This window comes from Tepidanaerobacter sp. EBM-49 (assembly GCF_001896645.1).
GTDB classification, from domain to species: domain Bacteria; phylum Bacillota; class Thermosediminibacteria; order Thermosediminibacterales; family Tepidanaerobacteraceae; genus Tepidanaerobacter; species Tepidanaerobacter syntrophicus.
Genome location: NZ_MPPE01000053.1, coordinates 1 through 19,433, shown reverse-complemented (window position 1 = coordinate 19,433; position 19,433 = coordinate 1). Strand labels below are relative to the sequence as shown.

At 37.2% G+C, this 19,433-nt stretch carries 17 protein-coding genes; 1 reads left to right on the top strand and 16 read right to left on the bottom strand.

Annotated elements, in window-relative coordinates:
- Positions 1-166: 166 nt before the first annotated feature.
- The 12 genes from pgmB to BUE08_RS09285 form a co-directional block, all read right to left on the bottom strand.
- Complete coding sequence (gene pgmB / locus BUE08_RS09340; protein WP_059032246.1) at positions 167-820, bottom strand: beta-phosphoglucomutase; 654 nt, start codon at positions 818-820, stop codon at positions 167-169.
- Positions 821-838: 18 nt separating this feature from the next.
- Positions 839-2,533 carry a sugar phosphorylase gene (locus BUE08_RS09335; RefSeq protein WP_286680800.1) on the bottom strand — a complete coding sequence of 565 codons (1,695 nt, stop codon included), beginning with the start codon at positions 2,531-2,533 and terminating at the stop codon, positions 839-841.
- Between the two features lie 93 nt (positions 2,534-2,626).
- The gene (locus BUE08_RS09330) at positions 2,627-4,987 is read right to left on the bottom strand and encodes a glycoside hydrolase family 65 protein (protein WP_286680799.1); all 2,361 of its coding nucleotides are present in this window, start codon (positions 4,985-4,987) and stop codon (positions 2,627-2,629) included.
- A 56-nt stretch (positions 4,988-5,043) separates the two neighbouring features.
- Entirely contained in the window at positions 5,044-6,084 is a 1,041-nt protein-coding gene (locus BUE08_RS09325; RefSeq protein ID WP_213950463.1) for a Gfo/Idh/MocA family protein, read from the bottom strand.
- Entirely contained in the window at positions 6,072-6,893 is an 822-nt protein-coding gene (locus tag BUE08_RS09320; RefSeq protein ID WP_286680798.1) for a sugar phosphate isomerase/epimerase family protein, read from the bottom strand. Before BUE08_RS09320 ends, BUE08_RS09325 begins: the two co-directional genes overlap by 13 nt.
- 9 nt (positions 6,894-6,902) lie before the next feature.
- Positions 6,903-7,958 (bottom strand): zinc-dependent alcohol dehydrogenase, encoded by a 1,056-nt coding sequence (locus BUE08_RS09315; RefSeq protein WP_213996339.1) that lies wholly within the window; start codon positions 7,956-7,958, stop codon positions 6,903-6,905.
- A 74-nt stretch (positions 7,959-8,032) separates the two neighbouring features.
- Positions 8,033-9,418: a family 4 glycosyl hydrolase gene (locus BUE08_RS09310; RefSeq protein ID WP_286680797.1), complete on the bottom strand. Its 1,386-nt coding sequence runs from the start codon at positions 9,416-9,418 to the stop codon at positions 8,033-8,035.
- A gap of 12 nt (positions 9,419-9,430) precedes the next feature.
- Positions 9,431-10,426 carry a Gfo/Idh/MocA family protein gene (locus BUE08_RS09305; protein ID WP_286680796.1) on the bottom strand — a complete coding sequence of 332 codons (996 nt, stop codon included), beginning with the start codon at positions 10,424-10,426 and terminating at the stop codon, positions 9,431-9,433.
- A gap of 4 nt (positions 10,427-10,430) precedes the next feature.
- A complete protein-coding gene (locus BUE08_RS09300; protein WP_286680795.1) occupies positions 10,431-11,423 on the bottom strand; it encodes a zinc-dependent alcohol dehydrogenase in 993 nt (330 codons plus the stop codon).
- Between the two features lie 34 nt (positions 11,424-11,457).
- The gene (locus BUE08_RS09295; RefSeq protein WP_059032232.1) at positions 11,458-12,303 is read right to left on the bottom strand and encodes a carbohydrate ABC transporter permease; all 846 of its coding nucleotides are present in this window, start codon (positions 12,301-12,303) and stop codon (positions 11,458-11,460) included.
- A complete protein-coding gene (locus BUE08_RS09290; protein ID WP_213950468.1) occupies positions 12,287-13,159 on the bottom strand; it encodes a carbohydrate ABC transporter permease in 873 nt (290 codons plus the stop codon). The genes BUE08_RS09295 and BUE08_RS09290 overlap by 17 nt, the downstream gene beginning before the upstream one ends.
- A gap of 132 nt (positions 13,160-13,291) precedes the next feature.
- The gene (locus BUE08_RS09285; RefSeq protein ID WP_059032228.1) at positions 13,292-14,614 is read right to left on the bottom strand and encodes an ABC transporter substrate-binding protein; all 1,323 of its coding nucleotides are present in this window, start codon (positions 14,612-14,614) and stop codon (positions 13,292-13,294) included.
- A 270-nt stretch (positions 14,615-14,884) separates the two neighbouring features.
- Between BUE08_RS09285 and BUE08_RS09280 the strand changes: the two genes are divergently transcribed.
- A complete protein-coding gene (locus BUE08_RS09280) occupies positions 14,885-15,931 on the top strand; it encodes a LacI family DNA-binding transcriptional regulator (protein ID WP_059032226.1) in 1,047 nt (348 codons plus the stop codon).
- Positions 15,932-15,949: 18 nt separating this feature from the next.
- Here the strand turns inward: BUE08_RS09280 and BUE08_RS09275 are convergent, their stop codons facing one another.
- The 4 genes from BUE08_RS09275 to trxB form a co-directional block, all read right to left on the bottom strand.
- Positions 15,950-16,867: a metallophosphoesterase gene (locus BUE08_RS09275; protein WP_286680794.1), complete on the bottom strand. Its 918-nt coding sequence runs from the start codon at positions 16,865-16,867 to the stop codon at positions 15,950-15,952.
- Positions 16,845-17,120, bottom strand: coding sequence for a hypothetical protein (locus BUE08_RS09270; RefSeq protein ID WP_286680793.1), 276 nt, complete (start codon positions 17,118-17,120; stop codon positions 16,845-16,847). Before BUE08_RS09270 ends, BUE08_RS09275 begins: the two co-directional genes overlap by 23 nt.
- 67 nt (positions 17,121-17,187) lie before the next feature.
- Entirely contained in the window at positions 17,188-17,943 is a 756-nt protein-coding gene (locus tag BUE08_RS09265; protein WP_286680792.1) for an exodeoxyribonuclease III, read from the bottom strand.
- Positions 17,944-18,190: 247 nt separating this feature from the next.
- On the bottom strand, positions 18,191-19,433 hold a 1,243-nt coding region (gene trxB / locus BUE08_RS09260), incomplete at its 5' end, for a thioredoxin-disulfide reductase (protein ID WP_286680791.1).

The window sequence follows — 19,433 nt, the reverse complement described above, 5'->3', positions numbered from 1 at the left end:
ATATGAAATATCTCCTGCTTATTTGGCTGCAATTCTTTACATTTCTTAGAATCCGGCCTTTTTTAAGTATTTCGGGATTTTACTAGCTATTCATAGTTACTCGATATGATATAATAAAGACGGTGATTATATAGTCTTATTGTTACTCTAAAATCATCCTTATAATTCATTCCCCGATAACTAATTTTACAATTTTTTGTGTGTATCTTAGATCTTCTAATACCATATCGGCTTTTTTTAATATTGTCGGATCTCCTATGCCTATAGCAAACATTCCCGCTCTTTTAATTGCTTCAATTCCAGCTACTGAATCTTCTATACCAACACACTTTTTCGGTTCTACTCCTAAATTTTCTGCAGCCGCAAGAAATATTTCCGGATCAGGTTTTACATTTACTATTTTTGCAGCATCTACAATATAATCGAATTCGCTCTTTATGCCCAAGTTTTCTAAAACTGTGTTTGCGTTGCGGCTAGCCGATGCTACGGCTAACTTTACGTTATATCTTTTCAATATCTTTATTAATTCTATACTGCCGGGCAATATATCGCCGGGTGTTATTTTTTGTATCATGCTTTTAAAGTAATCATTCTTTTTTGACGCAAAATAGTTTTTTTGTTCCTGGGAGTATTCTTTTTCGCTTTGCTTCAAAAGGATTTCTAGACTTTCCATTCGGCTGACTCCCTTAAGACTTTCATTGATTTTCTCATCGAAATAAATTCCTAATTCTTCAGCTATTTTCTTCCAAGCTTCATAATGAAATTTTGCTGTGTCAGCAATAACTCCATCCAGGTCAAAGATAACCGCCTCATACCGCAAGAATATCACCTCAATAAATTAGCTGATTTTCACCCACATAATTTGATAAGGTTGTAAAACAAATTGATTTTCCAATCGCCTGTTACTTATCAGCTCATATCCTGAATAAGCTGTATTAATCAGCACTGTCTCGCCGCAAACGTTTATCATGGCCAAAATTTGATCTCCTGTATCTTCATTAGTTCTTAAAACAGAAAATACACGACTATCTAGGAATAAAGCATTCTGAGTTGCTCTCGGACTAAAGGCGCTTTGTTTTTTTCTTATGCTAATTAATCGGGATAACCCATAGAAAATATTTCTGCGAATCGTGTTTGTTTCTAATTCAGCAAATAGGATATTTTTTTCTAGCTTTTCACGATTAATTCTGCGATAAATCCCTGATTCTTGGACACCTTTATAATAGTTTCTTGAACCAAGTAAGCTATGAACATAAATACCCGGCACTCCGACAAGGGACAATAGAATTCCATGAGCGGCTAAAAATCTATTAACACGGGTTGCATCATCTTCCTTACTATCAGTTAGAGCATCTAAATAATTTATATTTAATTCGTAGGGGCATTTTGTCCCATTTCCGTTGTCTTTATATGAAATCAGCCCGCCATGTTTAATAGTGGTTTTTAACATCAGGTCTCTTTCTTCTTCTTCTAGAATCCCTTCTGTTGGACGCATGCCAATGCCATCATGAGATGCAAGAAAATTTAAGTATGTTGTCATTTCTGAGGTCTGTTTTAAATTATCAACCCATTGAAGCAGCTTTTGAGCGTTACCGGTATAAAAAGAAAATAAGGTCAGGGGCGGAAGAGCAAACTGATATACCATATGTGCTTCATCATATCCATCCCCAAAATAACTTATATTTTCCTTGTGTGGAACATTGGCTTCAGCAATTAAAATCGTACCCGGTGCTACTTTGTCTAGTACTTCGCGAATTATTTTTACCACCATATGGGTTTCGTCCAGATTCAGACAAGTAGTACCTTTTTTCTTCCATAAAAACCCTATGGCGTCAAGTCGAATATAGCGAGCGCCATTAGCAGCATACATCGCTAAAATTTCAAGAATCTCTAACAGCACTGCCGGGTTTTTGTAATTAAGATCGATTTGATCTTCACTGAAGGTAGTCCATAAATATTTTTTTCCGTTCACCGTTTCAAATGGTGTAAGAAGTGGCAAAGCACGAGGCCGAGACACCTTGCTATAATCCCCGTTAGGATCGGCTTCAATAAAGTAATTGTTGTACTCTTCATGTCCTGCCAAAAAATTTTGGAACCACTCACTGCTTTTTGATACGTGATTTATGACCGCATCAAACATTAAATCATAGTTCTCGCCTATGGCCTTTATATCCCACCAATCTCCCAGCTTTGGATTGACTTGACGATAATCAATGATAGAAAACCCGTCATCAGATGAGTAAGGATAAAATGGCAAAATATGTACAGCGCTTATGGAATCTTTAACATAAGTAACCAAAAACTCCTTTAAAGTTTTTAGAGGCAGCTGTCCGTTTTCATATATGGAATCCGCATACGTAATTAAAATTATATCATTTTCATCTACCCAAGATTTAGAAGGCTTTTTTTTATGCTTGTATTTTTTAACCAATGCTTTGATATCTTCAAGGATTAAATTACTTTGAGTTCCATATAAAAATTCTAATTTTTTAAAAATGCTTTTTTCCCAATTGATTTCTTCTTGTATTACCATCGTCAACCTCCAATATGGATACATAATGCATTTTTGCTAAAAAGGAAATACCATTTAGCTTTTAATTTCAACCATGAAGCAAGATTATTAACCCTATTTTTGCGGGCTAACCCCTTGTAAATCCACTCTTAACTTCTCTTTGAGCAAATATTTATCATTCCCTATAAAAATTTCTAATGGATAATCGGTTTTTGTTTTATTTTTTATTTGAACACAATCACGTGTAATTTCAATTTCCATGTTGTAGCCTTGAAACTTTAATGGCAACTTCAGTTTAAGCCACAATGGTGGGATTTTAGGGTTTATGTGTAATTTATCATCTTCGATGCTGATTCCTGCAAAACCGAAAACAATAGCTTTCCATATCCCTCCAAGGGAAGCAGCATGTATCCCTAAATCTGAAGATTTCATATTCGGGCCAAGGTCAATTTGAGCTGCTTTTTTAAAAAAGTCATATGCAGTATTTTTGTCATTAATATCGCAAGCTACTATGCAATGTACAGACAAACTCAAAGAAGAATCATGAAGGGTTTTCGGCTCATAATACTGCCAGTTTGCTTCTTTTACATCTTTTGAAAATTTATCCTTTAGCAAATACAATAGCATAACCACATCTGCTTGTTTTGAAACTTGCATGTTGTTAACCTGTTCCCGACTATAATCTTGCAAAATCGTTTGCACGGCAGAAGCATTTTTATATTTCGTTATGTCAATCAAGGGTTTAGATAGATAGGTATCATCCTGAGGAATCACCTTATCGGTTTTTCTAGGTTGAGGTAAGTATATCTTGTCAACTACTTCATTCCAAAGTTTAAATCGACGTTCCAAATCTAATTTCTTATTTAATCTCTTGAAGGTTTGAGGCATCTTTTCTTTGCATTCTCTATAATGGTTAATAGCTGTTTGTATATTCCAATGGGCCATATAGTTAGTAAAAGCATTATTATTTACCTGTTCTTTGTATTCATCAGGTCCTATTACGTCATTTATACAGTAAGATTTTTTCTCCTCATCCCACTCAACGCGCTTTGCCCAAAACGAAGCTGTTTCAAATAATATTTCACTACCGTATTTCTTCATAAAGTCTATGTCTTGTGTAGCTTTGTAATATTGCCATAAGGCATAAGCAATGTCACAGGTTATGTGCTGTTCCTTTAATCCTGATAATATCCTTGTCGCTTCTCCCGTTAGTATGTTTACGGCACCCCATTCAGGCGTTTCTTCATCACCGGTAAAAGCTGATTCCCAAGGATACATAGCGCCTTCAAATCCGTTTTTTATAGCTTTTTTTCGTGCGCCATTTAGAGTATGATAGCGGTATTCCAACAGTTTTCGCGCAATTTGCGGGTTTGTAAAAGTAAAATATGGAAGAATAAAAATCTCCGAATCCCAAAATGTGTGACCTTTATAGCCTTCGCCTGTTAAGCCTTTTGCACCTATTCCAAATCTCGAGTCATGAGCAGGTGTCATAATCAATAGATGATATTGAGCAAATCGAACTGCCAACTGGTCAAAGGAATCTTTGCTTTCGATTTTTATATCTACTTCTTTCCAATACCTTTTCCACTTTTTGGCACTTTCATTAAATAATAAATCATATCCTTTACGATTCAGCTCTATAAATTCAGTTAAAGTCTTATCACGTAAGTCTTGCAAACTATATTCTTTATAGCAATAAGATTTGTCTAGACTGGTATGAACTGTACATATTTTTTCCATTATTAAAGTTTTCCCTTTGGGAATCATAAAGTCATACATCATTTCTAATTTGCGGCGGCTTATAATCATTCTTGGAGTTGGAATTTGCTTGTCGCTGTCTATTTTCCATGTATGACCAGAATGAAATATAAAATCAATTTTTGATTGGCAAGTAGTCTGAATAAATTCCATTATATTTTGGTCATATATTCTCTTTTCGCCTTCGCGGAAATGCTGCACTCCTGAATTAGTCATTTGGCCATTTATACCCGAAGTGACCCGGATGCAAGATTCGCCAGTCAAGGGTGTAATATAAACTTTCATGCCAATCAGATGTAAATTATCCAGTGAAACAAATCGTTTAAAGCAAAGTTCATACTTATCTTTGCTCGGACTTTCCCAGATTATATGGCGCGCCAACTCGCCTGTCTTTAAATTTAAACTCCTTTGGTATGAATATATAACCCCTTTCTCAAGAGAAAAAACTTCATTGTTAAGCACAATTTCTAGTTCGACTACGTCTGCGGCATTAGGTAGTTCTGAGGGTTCATAACAGTCGAACTTATTAAAGGTTCCAGCTATAAAGAGGCCGCGAGTTTGCTTTGTATAATTTTCTTCCATTGACGATCTAAGACCCATGTAACCATTTCCTAAAGCCATGATTGATTCGCATTTTCCCAGTAACTGGGCATCAAAAGAAGTTTCACATATGATCCAATTTTTATATTCCTTATTTCCGCAATCATATAGCAGCATCGCTACATTTTCTCCTTGTTAGTTCTATATTTTAATTCTAAAAGAAACTTTTGATATCACCATTTTAATGGCTGGCTTGTTTCAGAGGATTTGTACATGATGTCGATGATTTTTTGGATAATAAGGCTTTCTTCCGCTTTGTACAACGGCTTTTTACCGTAAACACAACTATTTATGAAATCTGCAATACTCTCATAGCGTTTATCTATTTCTTGCAGATAAGGAAATTCCATATTTGTTAATGCAGTATCTGTTTCAGAAAATACCTCTAGAGGAAAAGCCGATGCCCCTGCTTTTTCACCAAAAATATGCACATTCATAATAGATTCTTCTTTCATGTTTAAGGCAAAAGATGTTTCAAGATTTAATGTGGCGCCATTTTTAAAACGTATAAAGCCGAATAATGAATCCTCTACAGTAAACTTAGCAGGGTCCCAGGAACCCATAAGCCCTACGCCGGACCGGTTTCCAATTCTCTGATGGGCTCCTGCAGCCACATAATCAGGCTCAGGAAAACCCATCAGATACAGGGCTGCATCTAGCATATGTATTCCTATGTCTATAAGCGGACCACCGCCTTGAACTTCTTTGTTAATAAAGTTCCCCCACCCAGGAATACCTCTTCTCCGCAAAGCCTGAACCCTAGCTGCATATATGTTGCCGAACATTCCCTTGTCTATCAATTCTTTTAAAATTTTAATCTCCTGAGCATGTCTAAAATGAAAGTTGAATGTAAGTATTTTTTTATTTTTCTTTGAAGCTTCATACATGGCTAAGGCTTCTTCATAATTCATAGCAGGAGGTTTTTCGCACAATACATGGCATCCTGCATTCAATGCATCTACGGCAGCCTGAGCATGAAACCGATTTATAACACATACGCTTACTGCATCAAGCTTACATTCTTTTAGCATATCTTGGTAATCTTTATAATAAGCTGCTATATCGTATTTGTCTGCCATATGCCTTGCTTTTTCTTCGTTTATATCACAAATAGCTGTCAGCTCGACTATATCTCTGTGTTTTATATAGGCAGGGATATGTGCTGTTTCTACGATCTGGCCTGCACCTATAATACCGACTCTTAGTTTTTGCATTTACTCCACCTTGCCCTTGCGATACATTCTTTTATATATTCAACAGATTTCTTATATTCCTCGGCAGGATTTTCGCCTAAAACCCTGCATTCAAAAGCCATGTATCCTTTATAGTCTATATCAAGCAGCGCTCTGAAACCCTCGACGAAATCAAGGTGCCCGTCCCCAGGTTGATACCTGTGACTGTCTGCAATATGGACATGTCCTATAAATTCCTTATATTTTAAAATACTTTCTGCAATATTCTTTTCTTCAATGTTCATATGGAAAAAATCTGCGGTTATTTTTACATTTTTGAACCCACCGTCGCAAATTAATTGTTTTGCTGTCTCCAAGGTATTTATCATATGATCTTCGTACCTGTTCAAAGGCTCAAGAAAAATAGCTGTGCCTGTAGAACCTGCTATATTATCAAGCCTTTTTAGCGAGTCCAAGAGAACATATCTGTCCTCTTCCGGGCTCCTTGGAGGTACCATGGGAGGTAACCTTAATGAAAACATTCCCCATGCAGCCGGGACTACTATGCCTTTAGCCCCTATCGAACCTGCGCGCTTAAGTATATTTTCAATGTCAGATATTGCCTGCATGCGTCTTTCTTCATCGAAGTCCCCTATCCAACCCCTATATCCTCCGCATACACTAGAAATATCGACACTAGTCTTTCTCACTGCTGCCTCTACTTTATCAAACTTTTCAATAAGATATGCGCCATCAATTTCAAAGGCATCAAAGCCCATATCTTTTATCTCCAAAAGTTTTTGTTCAATTTCACTGGAGTAAAATGGTTTATCCTGAGTTGCAAGTTTCATAATAACCTCCTAAAACTCCACGCCCATCTTTATGCTTAGGTGCGGCTCCCTATCTACATATTTCATATATCCCTCTGCAGATTTTTCGAAAGGCACTACAGGGTTTATAATATCTTCACAGTTCAGGTATCCGTTGGTTAAGAGTTGCCAGCAAACTTCTTCTATTCTTTTCCTGTTCCAGCGGGGATATTCCGGATTTGGCTCACTGCAAGCTCTGGAAAAAACAATTCTGCCATAGTTGAAATGGGCCTCTTTCCCAAAATTTAGACCTCCGGTTATTTCCTTTCCAAATGCTCCATATGCAATGATTCCGCCATAAGCAAGACCTCTCAACGCGCTTTGCAGTGCCGCCGGATGACCGCTGGTCTCAACTACTGCATCGACTCCCATCTTTTCTGTCAATTTTTTAAGCTCCATTCCTACATCCGTCGTCGTGGAATCTAAAACAACATCTGCTCCGTTTTTCTTGGCTACCTGTCTTCTTATCTCAATCGGATCTATAGCAGCCACAAGGCTTGTCCCCATTTTCTTGCATAGTTGAACAGCAATCTGTCCTATGGCGCCTAATCCGAACACCGCAACCCTATCGCCTACTCTTATATTGGCATCTCTTACTGCGCCCATAGCAAATTGCGCCGGATCATAACACAGTGCATTTTTCCAAGAGGCATTTTCTGGAAGTTTTCGCAGTCGGTAGTTGTTTACGGCATTAACAATATGGGTCTCCCTAATGCCTCCATAAGAACATACTCTATCACCTAATTCATAATCCTTTACCTCGCTGCCTTTTTCTATTATTCTACCAACCCATTGGTTTCCTAAGTTCCACTTGCCGAAGACTATTTCGGTTTGTTCCTCTTTTGCTCTCGGAACAAACATGTGCCATTCGCTATCGTACTTTTCTTTCAAAAATGGGCTGTTGCCCCTAAAATCCGTCAATTCCGTTCCATGCTTTGGCGCAGCATATTCAACTTTAACTTTTACTTCATTTGGCAAAATTTCTCTATCTTCGTATTCTACTATTTCCGCCACGCGCGGCGCTACAGCTACCAATTGTCTTGGCATGATATATCACCCTTTTAAAAATAATAGTTTGTTATCTTATACACTTTTAAGTTCTAAGCCTTGATTTTTTGTGTCTATCTAATAGGTGTAGAATCAAATCCTGTCAAATATTGCCGTGTATTTGAAAACATCTCATTAAACAATGCCTTTGCATTAGAGATGCTGATATTTTTAACTAATGGATCATTTAAAAATGCAGCAAAAGCTAACTTCTTTTTCTTTTCAAGCCCTGCCTTAAGTATTGCTTTTTGATTATTCATATGAACACTCATTATCAAGTTAACTTCATCAGGCAGCTTGCCTGCAGTCAAAGGACGTACACTGTTTTTTGTAAATAGCGCATTAGTCTCAACGACAATGCCTTCATCGCAATCCATCTGATTATGATTTGGCAGATTCACATTTGTAATTATATCCTTTAAGCCTAGCAGCGCTTTTATTTGGCGCACGCCCTCTTCGCCAGATGCCGTTATAGGTACTTTCTTCTCTTTATTAGCATATTCTCTGCTCAATTTTGCGAGCATTGCCTTGTTCTCTATGCGCCAATTTACGGGAGTAAGGTTGAAACCCCATTGAGCTATTGTTTTTTTATCTCTGGCGTAGTCAGGCACAAATTCTGCAAGATGCCTGTCTCCTGCTGCTGCGATAATTCCATATCTTCTATATAAATCAAATTTGACCAGGTTTTTTGACATAAAATGAACGTCGGTAATCTTATCACAAATCCCATCTTTATAATACTTTTTGACAAGTCTGTCATATATGGGCATTAGGTCATAAGTTTTATAGCTTGCTTCATTGATCCATGTAAAATGGTTGATCCCTAAAACATTGGTGTTTAAATTATGCCTGTCTGTTTCCTCAATACCTTCAAATTCCTTTAAAGCCATCAGCAAAAGTCTTTGAGCTCCAAAAACTTCATGGCAACAACCAAAGGCTTTTATTTCAGGAAAAACGGCGTATAACGTAGCCACGCAAATCGACATGGGATTAGTATAGTTTATTACCCATGCATCTTTAGCGTATCTTTTAATAGAGTTTGCAATCTCTTCATACATTGGAATCGTTCTTAATGCCCGAAATATACCGCCTGGGCCGGTAGTATCTCCTACGGGCTGATAAATTCCGTATTTTTCCGGAGTGTGAACATCTGAAAACATTTCATTAAACGTCCCCGGCGTAATTGATATTATGACAAAATCGGCTCCTGATAAGCCTTCTTCCAGCGTTGAAACGCTTTTGTAAGTCCAATGCCCTTTTGCTTCTTCATATCCTGAAATAATATTCCCGATAATGGCATTGGTTTCAGCTGATTTGCTATCAATATCATAAAGCCTTACCGTCCCGGACAAGCTTTCCTCCAAATACAAATCACTCATTAATTTCCATGCCCATCCTTGAGAACCACCGCCAATATAACAAATATTAATATCAGAACAGCTATTTTCTGAGTATTTCATACAGCACCTCTATCAAGTATTGTAATTGACCTTTATTGGTTTACCCGTTGTGCTCGATTTATATATTGCATCAACTAATATTAAGGATTTCAGTGCTTCTTCGCCGTTTACCGCCGGCTCTCTGTTTTCCTTGATTGCAGAAACAATGTCCTGTAATTGAATTTTGTGAGGGAAAACCGTTTCTGAACCTGCATATTCCTCACCGTTTCTCAGTTTCCACTGCTTAACAGTGTTATTTTCCAATATAACTGTACCATCATTGCCTGAGATATCTATTCTGGTATTAAAACCCGGATATGCGCAAACATTAGCTTCAAGAATACCTATCGCACCATTCTTAAACTTTAGCACAGCCATAGCAACATCTTCTGCATCAATACCTACATGAGCAAGGGTTTCTGCATATCCATAGACTTCTTCAACATCCCCCATTAAATATTGAAATAAGTCTAACTGATGAATGCCTTGATTAATAAGGGCGCCGCCGCCAAGTTCTCTAGAGCCTCTCCATGCCACCTCATTATAATACTCCTGTGGACGGAACCATTTTGTATGGCAGCAACCGGAATTTAACTTTCCCAGTTTATTTTCATCTATCGCTTTCTTTAAGTTTAAAATATCAGAGTCAAAACGATGTTGAAAAATACAACTCAGCTTAACATTGTTTCTCTTGCAATGTTCTATTAAGTCCCTTGCCTTATTGACTTTAATATCTATAGGTTTTTCTACTATAACATGCTTTTTTGCCTGAGCAGCTTTTATGCCTAAATCTGCGTGCAGTCCACTGGCTGTCAAGATAATTACTGCATCAATATCCTCATTTTTCAGTAATAAATCAATATCGCTATACCCCTTGATATTTTCCAAAGCTGCTACTTTTTTTGCTTTTTCTATAGTTCTGTCATATACAGCGACTAGATTGGCTTCATCGATTTCTTTTAAGGCTGCAATATGGGTTGTCGATATAGACCCTAATCCGATAATGGCAAAATTTACAATCTCCTTCAACTAATCATCTCCATTTCCAGGTAATAACAGAAGTTATATAATCATCGTTTCTTTCCAAAACATTTTTATAGATATTGTTGAAGTTCTCAAAACTTTCTTTCTGTGATATCAAAGAGGTTACGTTTATTCTTTTTTCTTTTAAAAGATTTAAAAAGCAAAGAGCATTATCTCTGAAACACCAATGGGCGGGATAGGATTGCATTGCGGGATTGGTAGAAATATGCGCTCCAATAACAACAAGCCCTTTTTTATGTATATCTTTATAAAAATTAATTTCTGTGTTTCCGCGAGTACTGCCTAAAATTATTACCCTGCCAAAATTACATGCATATTGCAATGATAATTTAATTGGTTCGGGAAAACCTGTGGATTCAATTACTACCTGAGGCAGGCAGCCATTATTCACATTCTTGAATTCTTGTTCCAGATTTTTCATATTGGCATCGAATGTATATGTACAGCCATTTATTTTAGCAAGTTCAAGCTTGCTTTCAGCAACATCTATACCTATAATAGGCAATGCCCCATTAGCTTTTGCAAGCTGCATAGCCATTTGACCTATCAGCCCAAGGCCAAAAACTAAAACTCCTTCTCCAAGCTCTATCCTTGCTTTTCTGACGGCTTGCATAGCAATAACACCTATTCTAACAAAAGCAGCTTCTTCAAAAGTTACCCCATCAGGAATATGCACCAAATTATGCTGTTCTATATTACCGATTGTCCTATGGGCAAGGATTCCTGCAACTCTGTCTCCAGGCTTAAATCCTTTAACATTACTGCCGACTTTTGTTACTATGCCCGCAACACTATAACCTAAAGTTCTGGGATAGCTCTTATCAGTGTTTTCCATGCTCAATATAAATGCTCTTTCGGTCCCCGGGCTCACTACTGACGTTATCACTTCCACTTGAACCTGTGTATCAGATGGATCATCTACTTCTTCTTCTAATAAATATATCTTTGCATCTTCGTTTGATGTTATTCTTAGGCTTTTCATAGAAATCCTCCTATAAAGTATAAGCAGCTACTATTTAACCCTTTACTCCACCTTCAGTTGCGCCTTTGCGCATAAGCAGTTCGCTTGCTCCATACATTAGGACAACGGGTATTGAGGTTACTATGGCGGATGCCATCATCCTGCCCCAAATGTAATCAGGTCGATTAAACAGTGAGTTTAAGCCTATAGATAGAGTAAACATATCTGATGAGCTTAAGAAAATAGAAGCAAACAAAAAATCATTCCATGCAACCATAAAGGCGTATACAAAAACCGAAACTATGCCAGATAGCGAAAGTGGAATAATTATATAAGTAATGACTTGTAACCTATTCAGACCGTCGATGCGTCCGGCTTCTTCTATTTCAACGGGTATTGTGTCAAAATAGCTTTTTAACATATAAATAGACGTGGGAAGCGTCTGCACAATCATTGTAATTATTAGCGCCTCTCTATGGTTGTACAATCCAATTGCTGAAATTATTTTAAATAGAGGCACTACTAAAAGTATGCCCGAAAACATATATACTAAATAAAAGCCATTATTTATGACCGTTTTCCCCATAAATTTCAACTTTGACAGACTATATCCCCCTAAAATCCCCAAAGCCACGGAAATAAAAGAGGACAACACGGAGACGTACATACTGTTTTTAAAATATGTCAAAAATGGAAATATCCTAGGATTAAAAATACTCTTGTAATGCTCGAAAGTTATGTTTTTAGGTAAAAATGTCGGTGGAAATTGGATAGCTTCGTTTGTAGTTTTTATAGAAACTACAAACATAATTAAAAAAGGAAACAGTATTGCCGCTAAAAAAACTATTAAACCAACATAAAATAATATATTTTTTAAAATCTTTTTATTCACTGCCGGCATCTTTGAGCACCCTCTTTCTGCCGCTGAGTATTATAGTAAATATTATTATAAATAGAATAATAGAAATAGCAGCCGCTTTGCCCATATCTTTTCTTGCAAAGGCAACCATGTAAAGGTAGACGCTTATAGTATTAACTTCTTTTGTTAAAAGGTAAACTTCCGTAAACATATAAAAAACCCAAATTGTCCTCAATGTTACTATTGTTGCTAATACAGGCATTATTTCGGGTATTGTAATATATTTGAACTTGTGCCAACCGTTGGCACCATCAATTTCCGCTGCTTCATATAGGCTGCTATCTATGGTTTGTAATATTGCATAAAAGGATATAAAGGCATACGGGAAGAATCTCCACACCGAAAATAAAACAACTAATATAAATGCGCTGTATTCATTGTCAAACCAAAGAGGAGCAGCATTAAATAAATGAAGAACATCCACTAGAATGTAATTGACAACGCCATATATGTTATTAAACATATACTTCCATGAAAAAATCAAAGCAATGGATGGAACAATGTAAGGCAGGATTATTAGCGCTTTTACTGTTTTTTTAAATTTAAATTCTCTATTTATGTATATGGCTACAAACAGACCTAACGCTGTGCTAAGTACAACTACTGAGGCTGTAAATAGGATTGTAGTAACTAATGACTTATAAAAATTTACATCAGAAAATGTGTCAATGTAATTCTTTAATCCTATAAAGTAAGATGGAAGTTTAGGATTTAACGGAATTTTATAAAAACTTATTATGATATTATTAATCATAGGGTAGCCGATTAGCAGCAAAACAAGTAAGATACATGGTGCCAATAATATATAAGCAAAATGGGATTCTTTTAATCTTTTCACAGCTTATGCTCCTAATGATTATTTTTAGGTGAAGAAAACGTTCCCCTGCATACCGCGAATAACTGTGTAATTTCAATATACAGGGGAAACAGTACTAGCTTCTTCTACAAGTATATTTTACCGCACTTATCTTTATTGTTCTAACAGAGCTTCTATTTCAGCATTTGTTTCATTTGCGACCTTTGCCGGATCTTCGCCCTTGACTGTAACTCGATTTACTGCATTAGATATAATCCCACTGCTTGTAATATCGCCCATTATCAAGAAATTTTTACCGTTAACTGAACCAAAGGCTTGCAAACTGTTAAAGGCTCCTGCAATATCATCGGCGATTCCGGCAAAAGATTGGATAACCGGGTTGTCTAAATATTTATCCGAAGCCGCTACAGATTTTAAGACCGGTTGCTGGCCACCAGGTGACATGTGCAGCCATTTTATATTCACTTCATCATCTAATAAATAACTTGCAAATTTTATAGCCGCGGTCCTTTCTGCTTCAGGCATATCAGCCTTTATTGTTATCAAGCCCACGTGCCCGTATGCTGCGCTTACTTTATTTTTAGGAATGGCAAAACCTACTTCTTCCATCTTACCTGCTTCATAAAGAGACGGAATCATATATGTAGAGTAAATTGCCATGGGCACTGATCCATTCATAAACGCATCCCTGACAGCAGTTACATCATTTGAGCCCGGCATAGTGTACTCATATAACGATTTGTAGAATGCCAAAGCCTCAATCATCTCAGGGGTGTTAAATGTTGCTTTGCAGTCTGCATCCAAAACGTTCGCATTGTTAGAAAGGGCAAACTGTGAAAAACCTTGCTGGGCAAAACCATCATTGGCAGTTGGTATTGCTATGCCGTACTTTTTGTTAGCGGGATCGGAAAAGGCTTTCGCTGCAGCTAATATATTATCCCAAGTATCTGGCGCCGCTAAATTTTTCTCTTCAAATGCAGTTTTGTTATACCATATTCCTTGTACCCAACCGCCTATAGGCACTCCCGTATAGTTTGTGCCGTCTTCAGTTTTGATAACGTTCAAAATTCCATCGAAGAAAGCGCTCTCGCCCTTTGAATCAATAACCTCTTTAACTGCGGCAAAATCAATAAATTCATTTTTTGCATTGAGTTTCGCCTGATCTTGACTCATTTCCATTATAGCCGGAAGCTCTCCGCTATTACCTAATGCAGTAATTTTTGTTTCATAGCTGTCTTCATCAGTAGGCATCTGCTCAACTTTAATACCTGGATTCTTCGCCTCGAAATCTTTTATTATGCCATCGATTATCTCTTGCCTTTCTTGCTCAATCATCGTGTGCATGAATTGAATTTTTACTTCTTCGCTTGTCTCACTATCTTTTCCTGGGGTAGTATTTTCTGAAGAATTTGATGCACAACCAACAGCACTTACCATTAAAACCATAACTATCAGCAGGGCTAAAAACTTTTTCATCTCTAACTCCCCTTTTAATTTTATTATTGGTTTTCATTATAACATTATGAAACCGTTTTTACAATTTTATAATGTTTCGTTTTAAAGGAACTTAAAATAAATTTTCCGCATATACTTGATTTTTCTTTGATTTTCTTCATTTTTCATTATTAAAATATTTTGTCACATTATATGTTATGAAACCGGTTTTTTCATTGACTTTTTTATACTATTAGGATTATAATTATGTACTAAGAGCGCAGATATAGAAATATTTTAGGGGATGATAAGGTGAGTGCAACAATACGTGATGTGGCTAAACTGGCAGGAGTATCTGTATCAACCGTTTCGAGAGTTATAAACAATGCTTCTAATGTTAATGATAAAACAAGGCAAAATGTTATGGATGCCATAAAAAAACTTAATTTCAAACCCAATAGAATTGCTCAAAGTTTGGGCAGCGGTTCATTCAATGCCATCGGAGTTGTCTCTACACGTTCTTTGCAGCAAGCTTTTCATAATCCATACTTTAGCTTGATGATACAGGCAATTGGCGAAGTGTCTGAAGAAAAAAATTACGATATTATTCTTAACAATGCGCTTAATGAAGAAAAAGAAATAGAAAAATGCTTATCAATGATTGAAAGTAAGATTGTTCAAGGGCTTATACTTCTTAGCTCAAGAATGAACGACAGGCTAATAGAAAAGCTATATCAGTCTAACATACCTTTTGTAGTAGTGGGCCGAGTTGTTGACGAAAGACTTGCAAATGAGGTTTACTCCGTTGATACAGATAATCTTAATGATTGCAAAGAAGCGGTCAGTTATCTTATAAAATTAGGCCATAAAAGAATAGGGTGTATACACGCCCCCCTAAAATATGTAGTAAGCGTGGACAGGCTTGAAGGATATATAGCCGCTCACAAAGAATCAGGACTCCCTGTTGACTATTCTATTATTGAAAATGGTCAATACACAATAAATGATGCATATCAAGCCGCGATTAATATATTAAAAAGCCCTACTCCTCCCACTGCTATCTTTGCTACAGATGATATTAAAGCAATTGGCGCCTATAAAGCCATCAAAGAATTGAACTTAAAAATCCCTGATGATATTTCTTTAGTGGGTCATAATAATTATGAATACTCTACAATAATGAGTCCTGAACTCACCACTATAGATGTTCCTATAGAACAATTGGGAAAGGTTTCAGCAAAAGTGTTATTCAATTTAATCGAGGGGAGAAAAACCCAGCAGCGGACTCTACTTAAAACAAAGTTTATTATACGCCAATCATGTAAGGCGATAAACGAAAATAGTTTGGAGCCTGTTTAAGGTATAAATATATAATTTTTAAGTTTTGGCATTTAAGCAGTGCAGGGTGATGGTTATTATTTCGGGGCGGTTAAAGACTCGAAGTTTTAGGGTGCTGTTGCCTAATCCCCTGCTTACTATCATCTTTGAGTCGCCAAGTTCAAATTCGCCTGCATCGTATTTTGGGAAAAATGTGGCATCAGGGGAAAGCAGCCCGCCTAAAAACGGCAGCCTTACAATTCCTCCGTGAACATGACCCGATAAAACAAGATCCGCGCCCCACTGGCTGTATATCTGAAAATACGCTGGATTATGGGTAAGCAGTATATTGTATTTTTCTCTTTCGCACCTGCCTAATTTTTTTTCAATGCTGGGTACATCTATGGATTTTTCTCCACTATAGTTAGAAGAGTATCTTCCCCTGTAAAGCAGCAGAGAAGTCTCAAGACCATAAAGATTTATTGAAGCATCATCCTTTTTTAGGCTGACTTTTTCATTTTCTAATACAATAACGCCTAGTTCCTTTAAGCTGTCTATGTAAGATTTAAACCATTCGGAACCTACTTCTTGCGCTTTAAATTCCGTTATTTGTTCGTGATTTCCTTTTATGTAATATACATCATAGTTTTTCACAAGTTCTCTTGCTAAATCATAGAATACTTCCCCTCTATCATCGCCGGAACTTAGCATGTCCCCTGTTGCTACAATAATATCAGGATTTTGAGCCTTAATTTTTTGTATAAGAAGCTCATTGTTTTTTCCAAATTCCTTGCTATGCAAGTCAGAAAGTTGAACTATCCTGAAACCTTCAAATTCCTTGGGGATTTTAGGCGATACAATCGTGTAGTCGCTTACTTGCAGCCAGTTTGCTTCTACATATAGAAATACAAAAATGCCAATGATTATGCACGAAACAATTCCAATACGCATTTTACTATTTTTGCTTGTAATCTTCATTTTCCTCTCCTGCTGTCAGAATAATAAATATATATTGTAGTTTTGTTGGTTTTTTGCTTACTTGAATAAAAATTTTCGATTCCATGTTTTCCATTTCACCTGCGAAAGATTCGCCTTTTTCGCTTTTAACTGAAAATGCGATAATTACGCTATAAGCTTTTTCTTCTATCTGTAAAATATCCAAGGTGCTAGAGATGCTGATAATATCGCCATCTAGGGCAGAAACTGCCCGATTAAAGCCTGCAAATAGCATATAAGACCTAGTTATCGGGCAAGTTCAGCTAAACGGGAAGCCATCCACTTCTATAAGTATAGGTAGTTCATATATCGATATCTAAAAGTATCGGACAGTGGTCGCTTCCCATAACGTCTGAATGAATCTCCACATCCTTTATTTTATCTTTTAATCTTTCGGATACTATAAAATAGTCAATTCTCCAACCGATATTTTTTTCTCGAGCCTTGAACATATAAGACCACCAGGTATAAGCATCTTTTCTGTCAGGATAAAGATATCGAAATGCATCTATAAAGCCGGAGCTTAGCAGCTCTGTCATCTTCTGCCGTTCTTCATCAGTAAAGCCTGCATTTTTTCTGTTGCTTTTAGGGTTTTTTAAATCTATTTCCTGATGAGCCACGTTTTTATCCCCGCAGCAGATCACCGGTTTTGTACCATCTAACTTTATGAGGTATTCTCTAAAGTCGTCTTCCCATTTCATCCTGTAATCCAGGCGGGTCAGGCCTCTTTGAGAATTAGGCACATACACATTTACAAAGTAGAAATTTTCAAATTCGAGGGTTATAACCCTGCCCTCCCCGTCGTGTTCCTCTATGTCTATTCCATATGAAACGGAAATGGGCTTTATTTTTGTAAAAACCGCTGTGCCTGAGTATCCCTTTCGCTTTGCATAATTCCAGTATTGCTCATAACCTTCCAGTTCAAGCTCTACTTGCCCTTCTTGCAACTTTGTTTCCTGTATTGCAAATATATCTGCATCTACTTTTTTAAAATAATCTAAAAATCCTTTGTCAAGACATGCTCTAAGACCATTTACGTTCCATGAAACTATCCTCAACTAACAAAACCTCCTGTTATTTTATATGATAAACATATTTTTCGCACAAGTTGCCTTGTTACATTATATCGTACAGCGCAAAAGCTGCAATTGTAATATGCAAATACAGCATTGAAATACAAATTTACCTTCCGAATTAAAGACATCAGTCTCGGAAGGTAAATTTAAATTTTGCAGGCTGTAGCAAATAACTCAAGGTTACATGCCGCATACTTTGCTATATTAAATTGTGCCGCTTTATTAAACTTTAGAGATTTGCAGCCTTATCTTCTTTCAAATGTCTTAGCATATCTTCGCTAAGTTCAGAAAGAGGTATGGTATAGTCCACATATCCGCCGTTCATAACTACCAGGCAGGGATCGCCTTCAACACCCAGTCTTTTAGCCATGCTTTTGCCTTTATACACATCGATTTTGCTGAGTTTGATTCCCGGATTTTCTTTAGCAAATCCCTCCACAATAGCTAACTTCTCTCTGCTCACTGCGTCAGTAGGGTCATAGCACATAACAAGCTGCATACCTGTGTATTCTTTGAATTCCCTCTGAAAAACATTGGTTTCTTCAATATATCTTTCAGCCATATAGCCTGCAACAGCTCCATCCCCTACAGCCGTTGAGACTTGACGCAGTGCCTTTTCCCGCACATCTCCTACAGCATAGACCCCGGGGATATTTGTCTGCATGTTTTCATCGGTGATTATATAACCTCTGTCGCTAATATCTACCATTCCGCGGAAAATCTCAGTATTCGGCAGGTAGCCGATGAATAAGAAACAACCATCCACTTTAACCGGAATTTTTTCTCCGGTTTTTACGTTTTTCAGCATTACCTTTTCCAGCTGTTCTTCGCCTACAAATTCATCTACTACGGTATTCCAGATGAAATGCAGCTTCTCGTTTTTCATAGCCTGTTCCTGCGCTACTTTATTTGCATCCATGATTCCTTCATCATGAATTACTGAGATGTATATTTTTTTGGCAAACCTTGAAAGAAAAATTGCTTCTTCAATAGCTGCATCCCCACTGCCTACTACAAGAACTTCTTTGTCGGTGTAGTAAGCCGCATCACAAGTTGCACAAAAGGATATACCGCGGCCGAATAAAAACTTCTCCTCTCCCTTTGCGCCAGTAAGCCTGGGTTTACCGCCTGTTGCAATGACCACAGCTTTTGCATGGTAATCGGTGCGAAGGGTTTTTACTATCTTGGTATCGCCGTTTAAGTCCACCTGCCGCACATCGGCAAGTTTTGTCTTAACATTAAACTTCTTCATTTGACGTTCAAAAAGTTTCATAAGTTCTTCCCCGTTTGTGCCTTCAGGAAAGCCCGGATAGTTTTCTATTTCGTTAGTATAAGTTGCAAGACCGCCCATAAGCGTCTTTTCGATAAGCAGGGTGGAAAGCCTGGCTCGTCCGGCATATATCGCTGCCGTCATGCCTGCTGCTCCGCCTCCGATGACTATGACATCATAATTTTCAACTTTTTTGTCCGGC

Excerpts from the sequence above, each read along its gene's own strand:
- BUE08_RS09335 (WP_286680800.1), bottom strand. The coding sequence starts at position 2,533 with ATGGTAATACAAGAAGAAATCAATTGGGAAAAAAGCATTTTTAAAAAA.
- BUE08_RS09330 (WP_286680799.1), bottom strand. The coding sequence starts at position 4,987 with ATGCTGCTATATGATTGCGGAAATAAGGAATATAAAAATTGGATCATA.
- BUE08_RS09325 (WP_213950463.1), bottom strand. The coding sequence starts at position 6,084 with ATGCAAAAACTAAGAGTCGGTATTATAGGTGCAGGCCAGATCGTAGAA.
- BUE08_RS09320 (WP_286680798.1), bottom strand. The coding sequence starts at position 6,893 with ATGAAACTTGCAACTCAGGATAAACCATTTTACTCCAGTGAAATTGAA.
- BUE08_RS09315 (WP_213996339.1), bottom strand. The coding sequence starts at position 7,958 with ATGCCAAGACAATTGGTAGCTGTAGCGCCGCGCGTGGCGGAAATAGTA.
- BUE08_RS09310 (WP_286680797.1), bottom strand. The coding sequence starts at position 9,418 with ATGAAATACTCAGAAAATAGCTGTTCTGATATTAATATTTGTTATATT.
- BUE08_RS09300 (WP_286680795.1), bottom strand. The coding sequence starts at position 11,423 with ATGAAAAGCCTAAGAATAACATCAAACGAAGATGCAAAGATATATTTA.
- BUE08_RS09295 (WP_059032232.1), bottom strand. The coding sequence starts at position 12,303 with ATGCCGGCAGTGAATAAAAAGATTTTAAAAAATATATTATTTTATGTT.
- BUE08_RS09285 (WP_059032228.1), bottom strand. The coding sequence starts at position 14,614 with ATGAAAAAGTTTTTAGCCCTGCTGATAGTTATGGTTTTAATGGTAAGT.
- BUE08_RS09275 (WP_286680794.1), bottom strand. The coding sequence starts at position 16,867 with ATGAAGATTACAAGCAAAAATAGTAAAATGCGTATTGGAATTGTTTCG.
- BUE08_RS09270 (WP_286680793.1), bottom strand. The coding sequence starts at position 17,120 with ATGCTATTTGCAGGCTTTAATCGGGCAGTTTCTGCCCTAGATGGCGAT.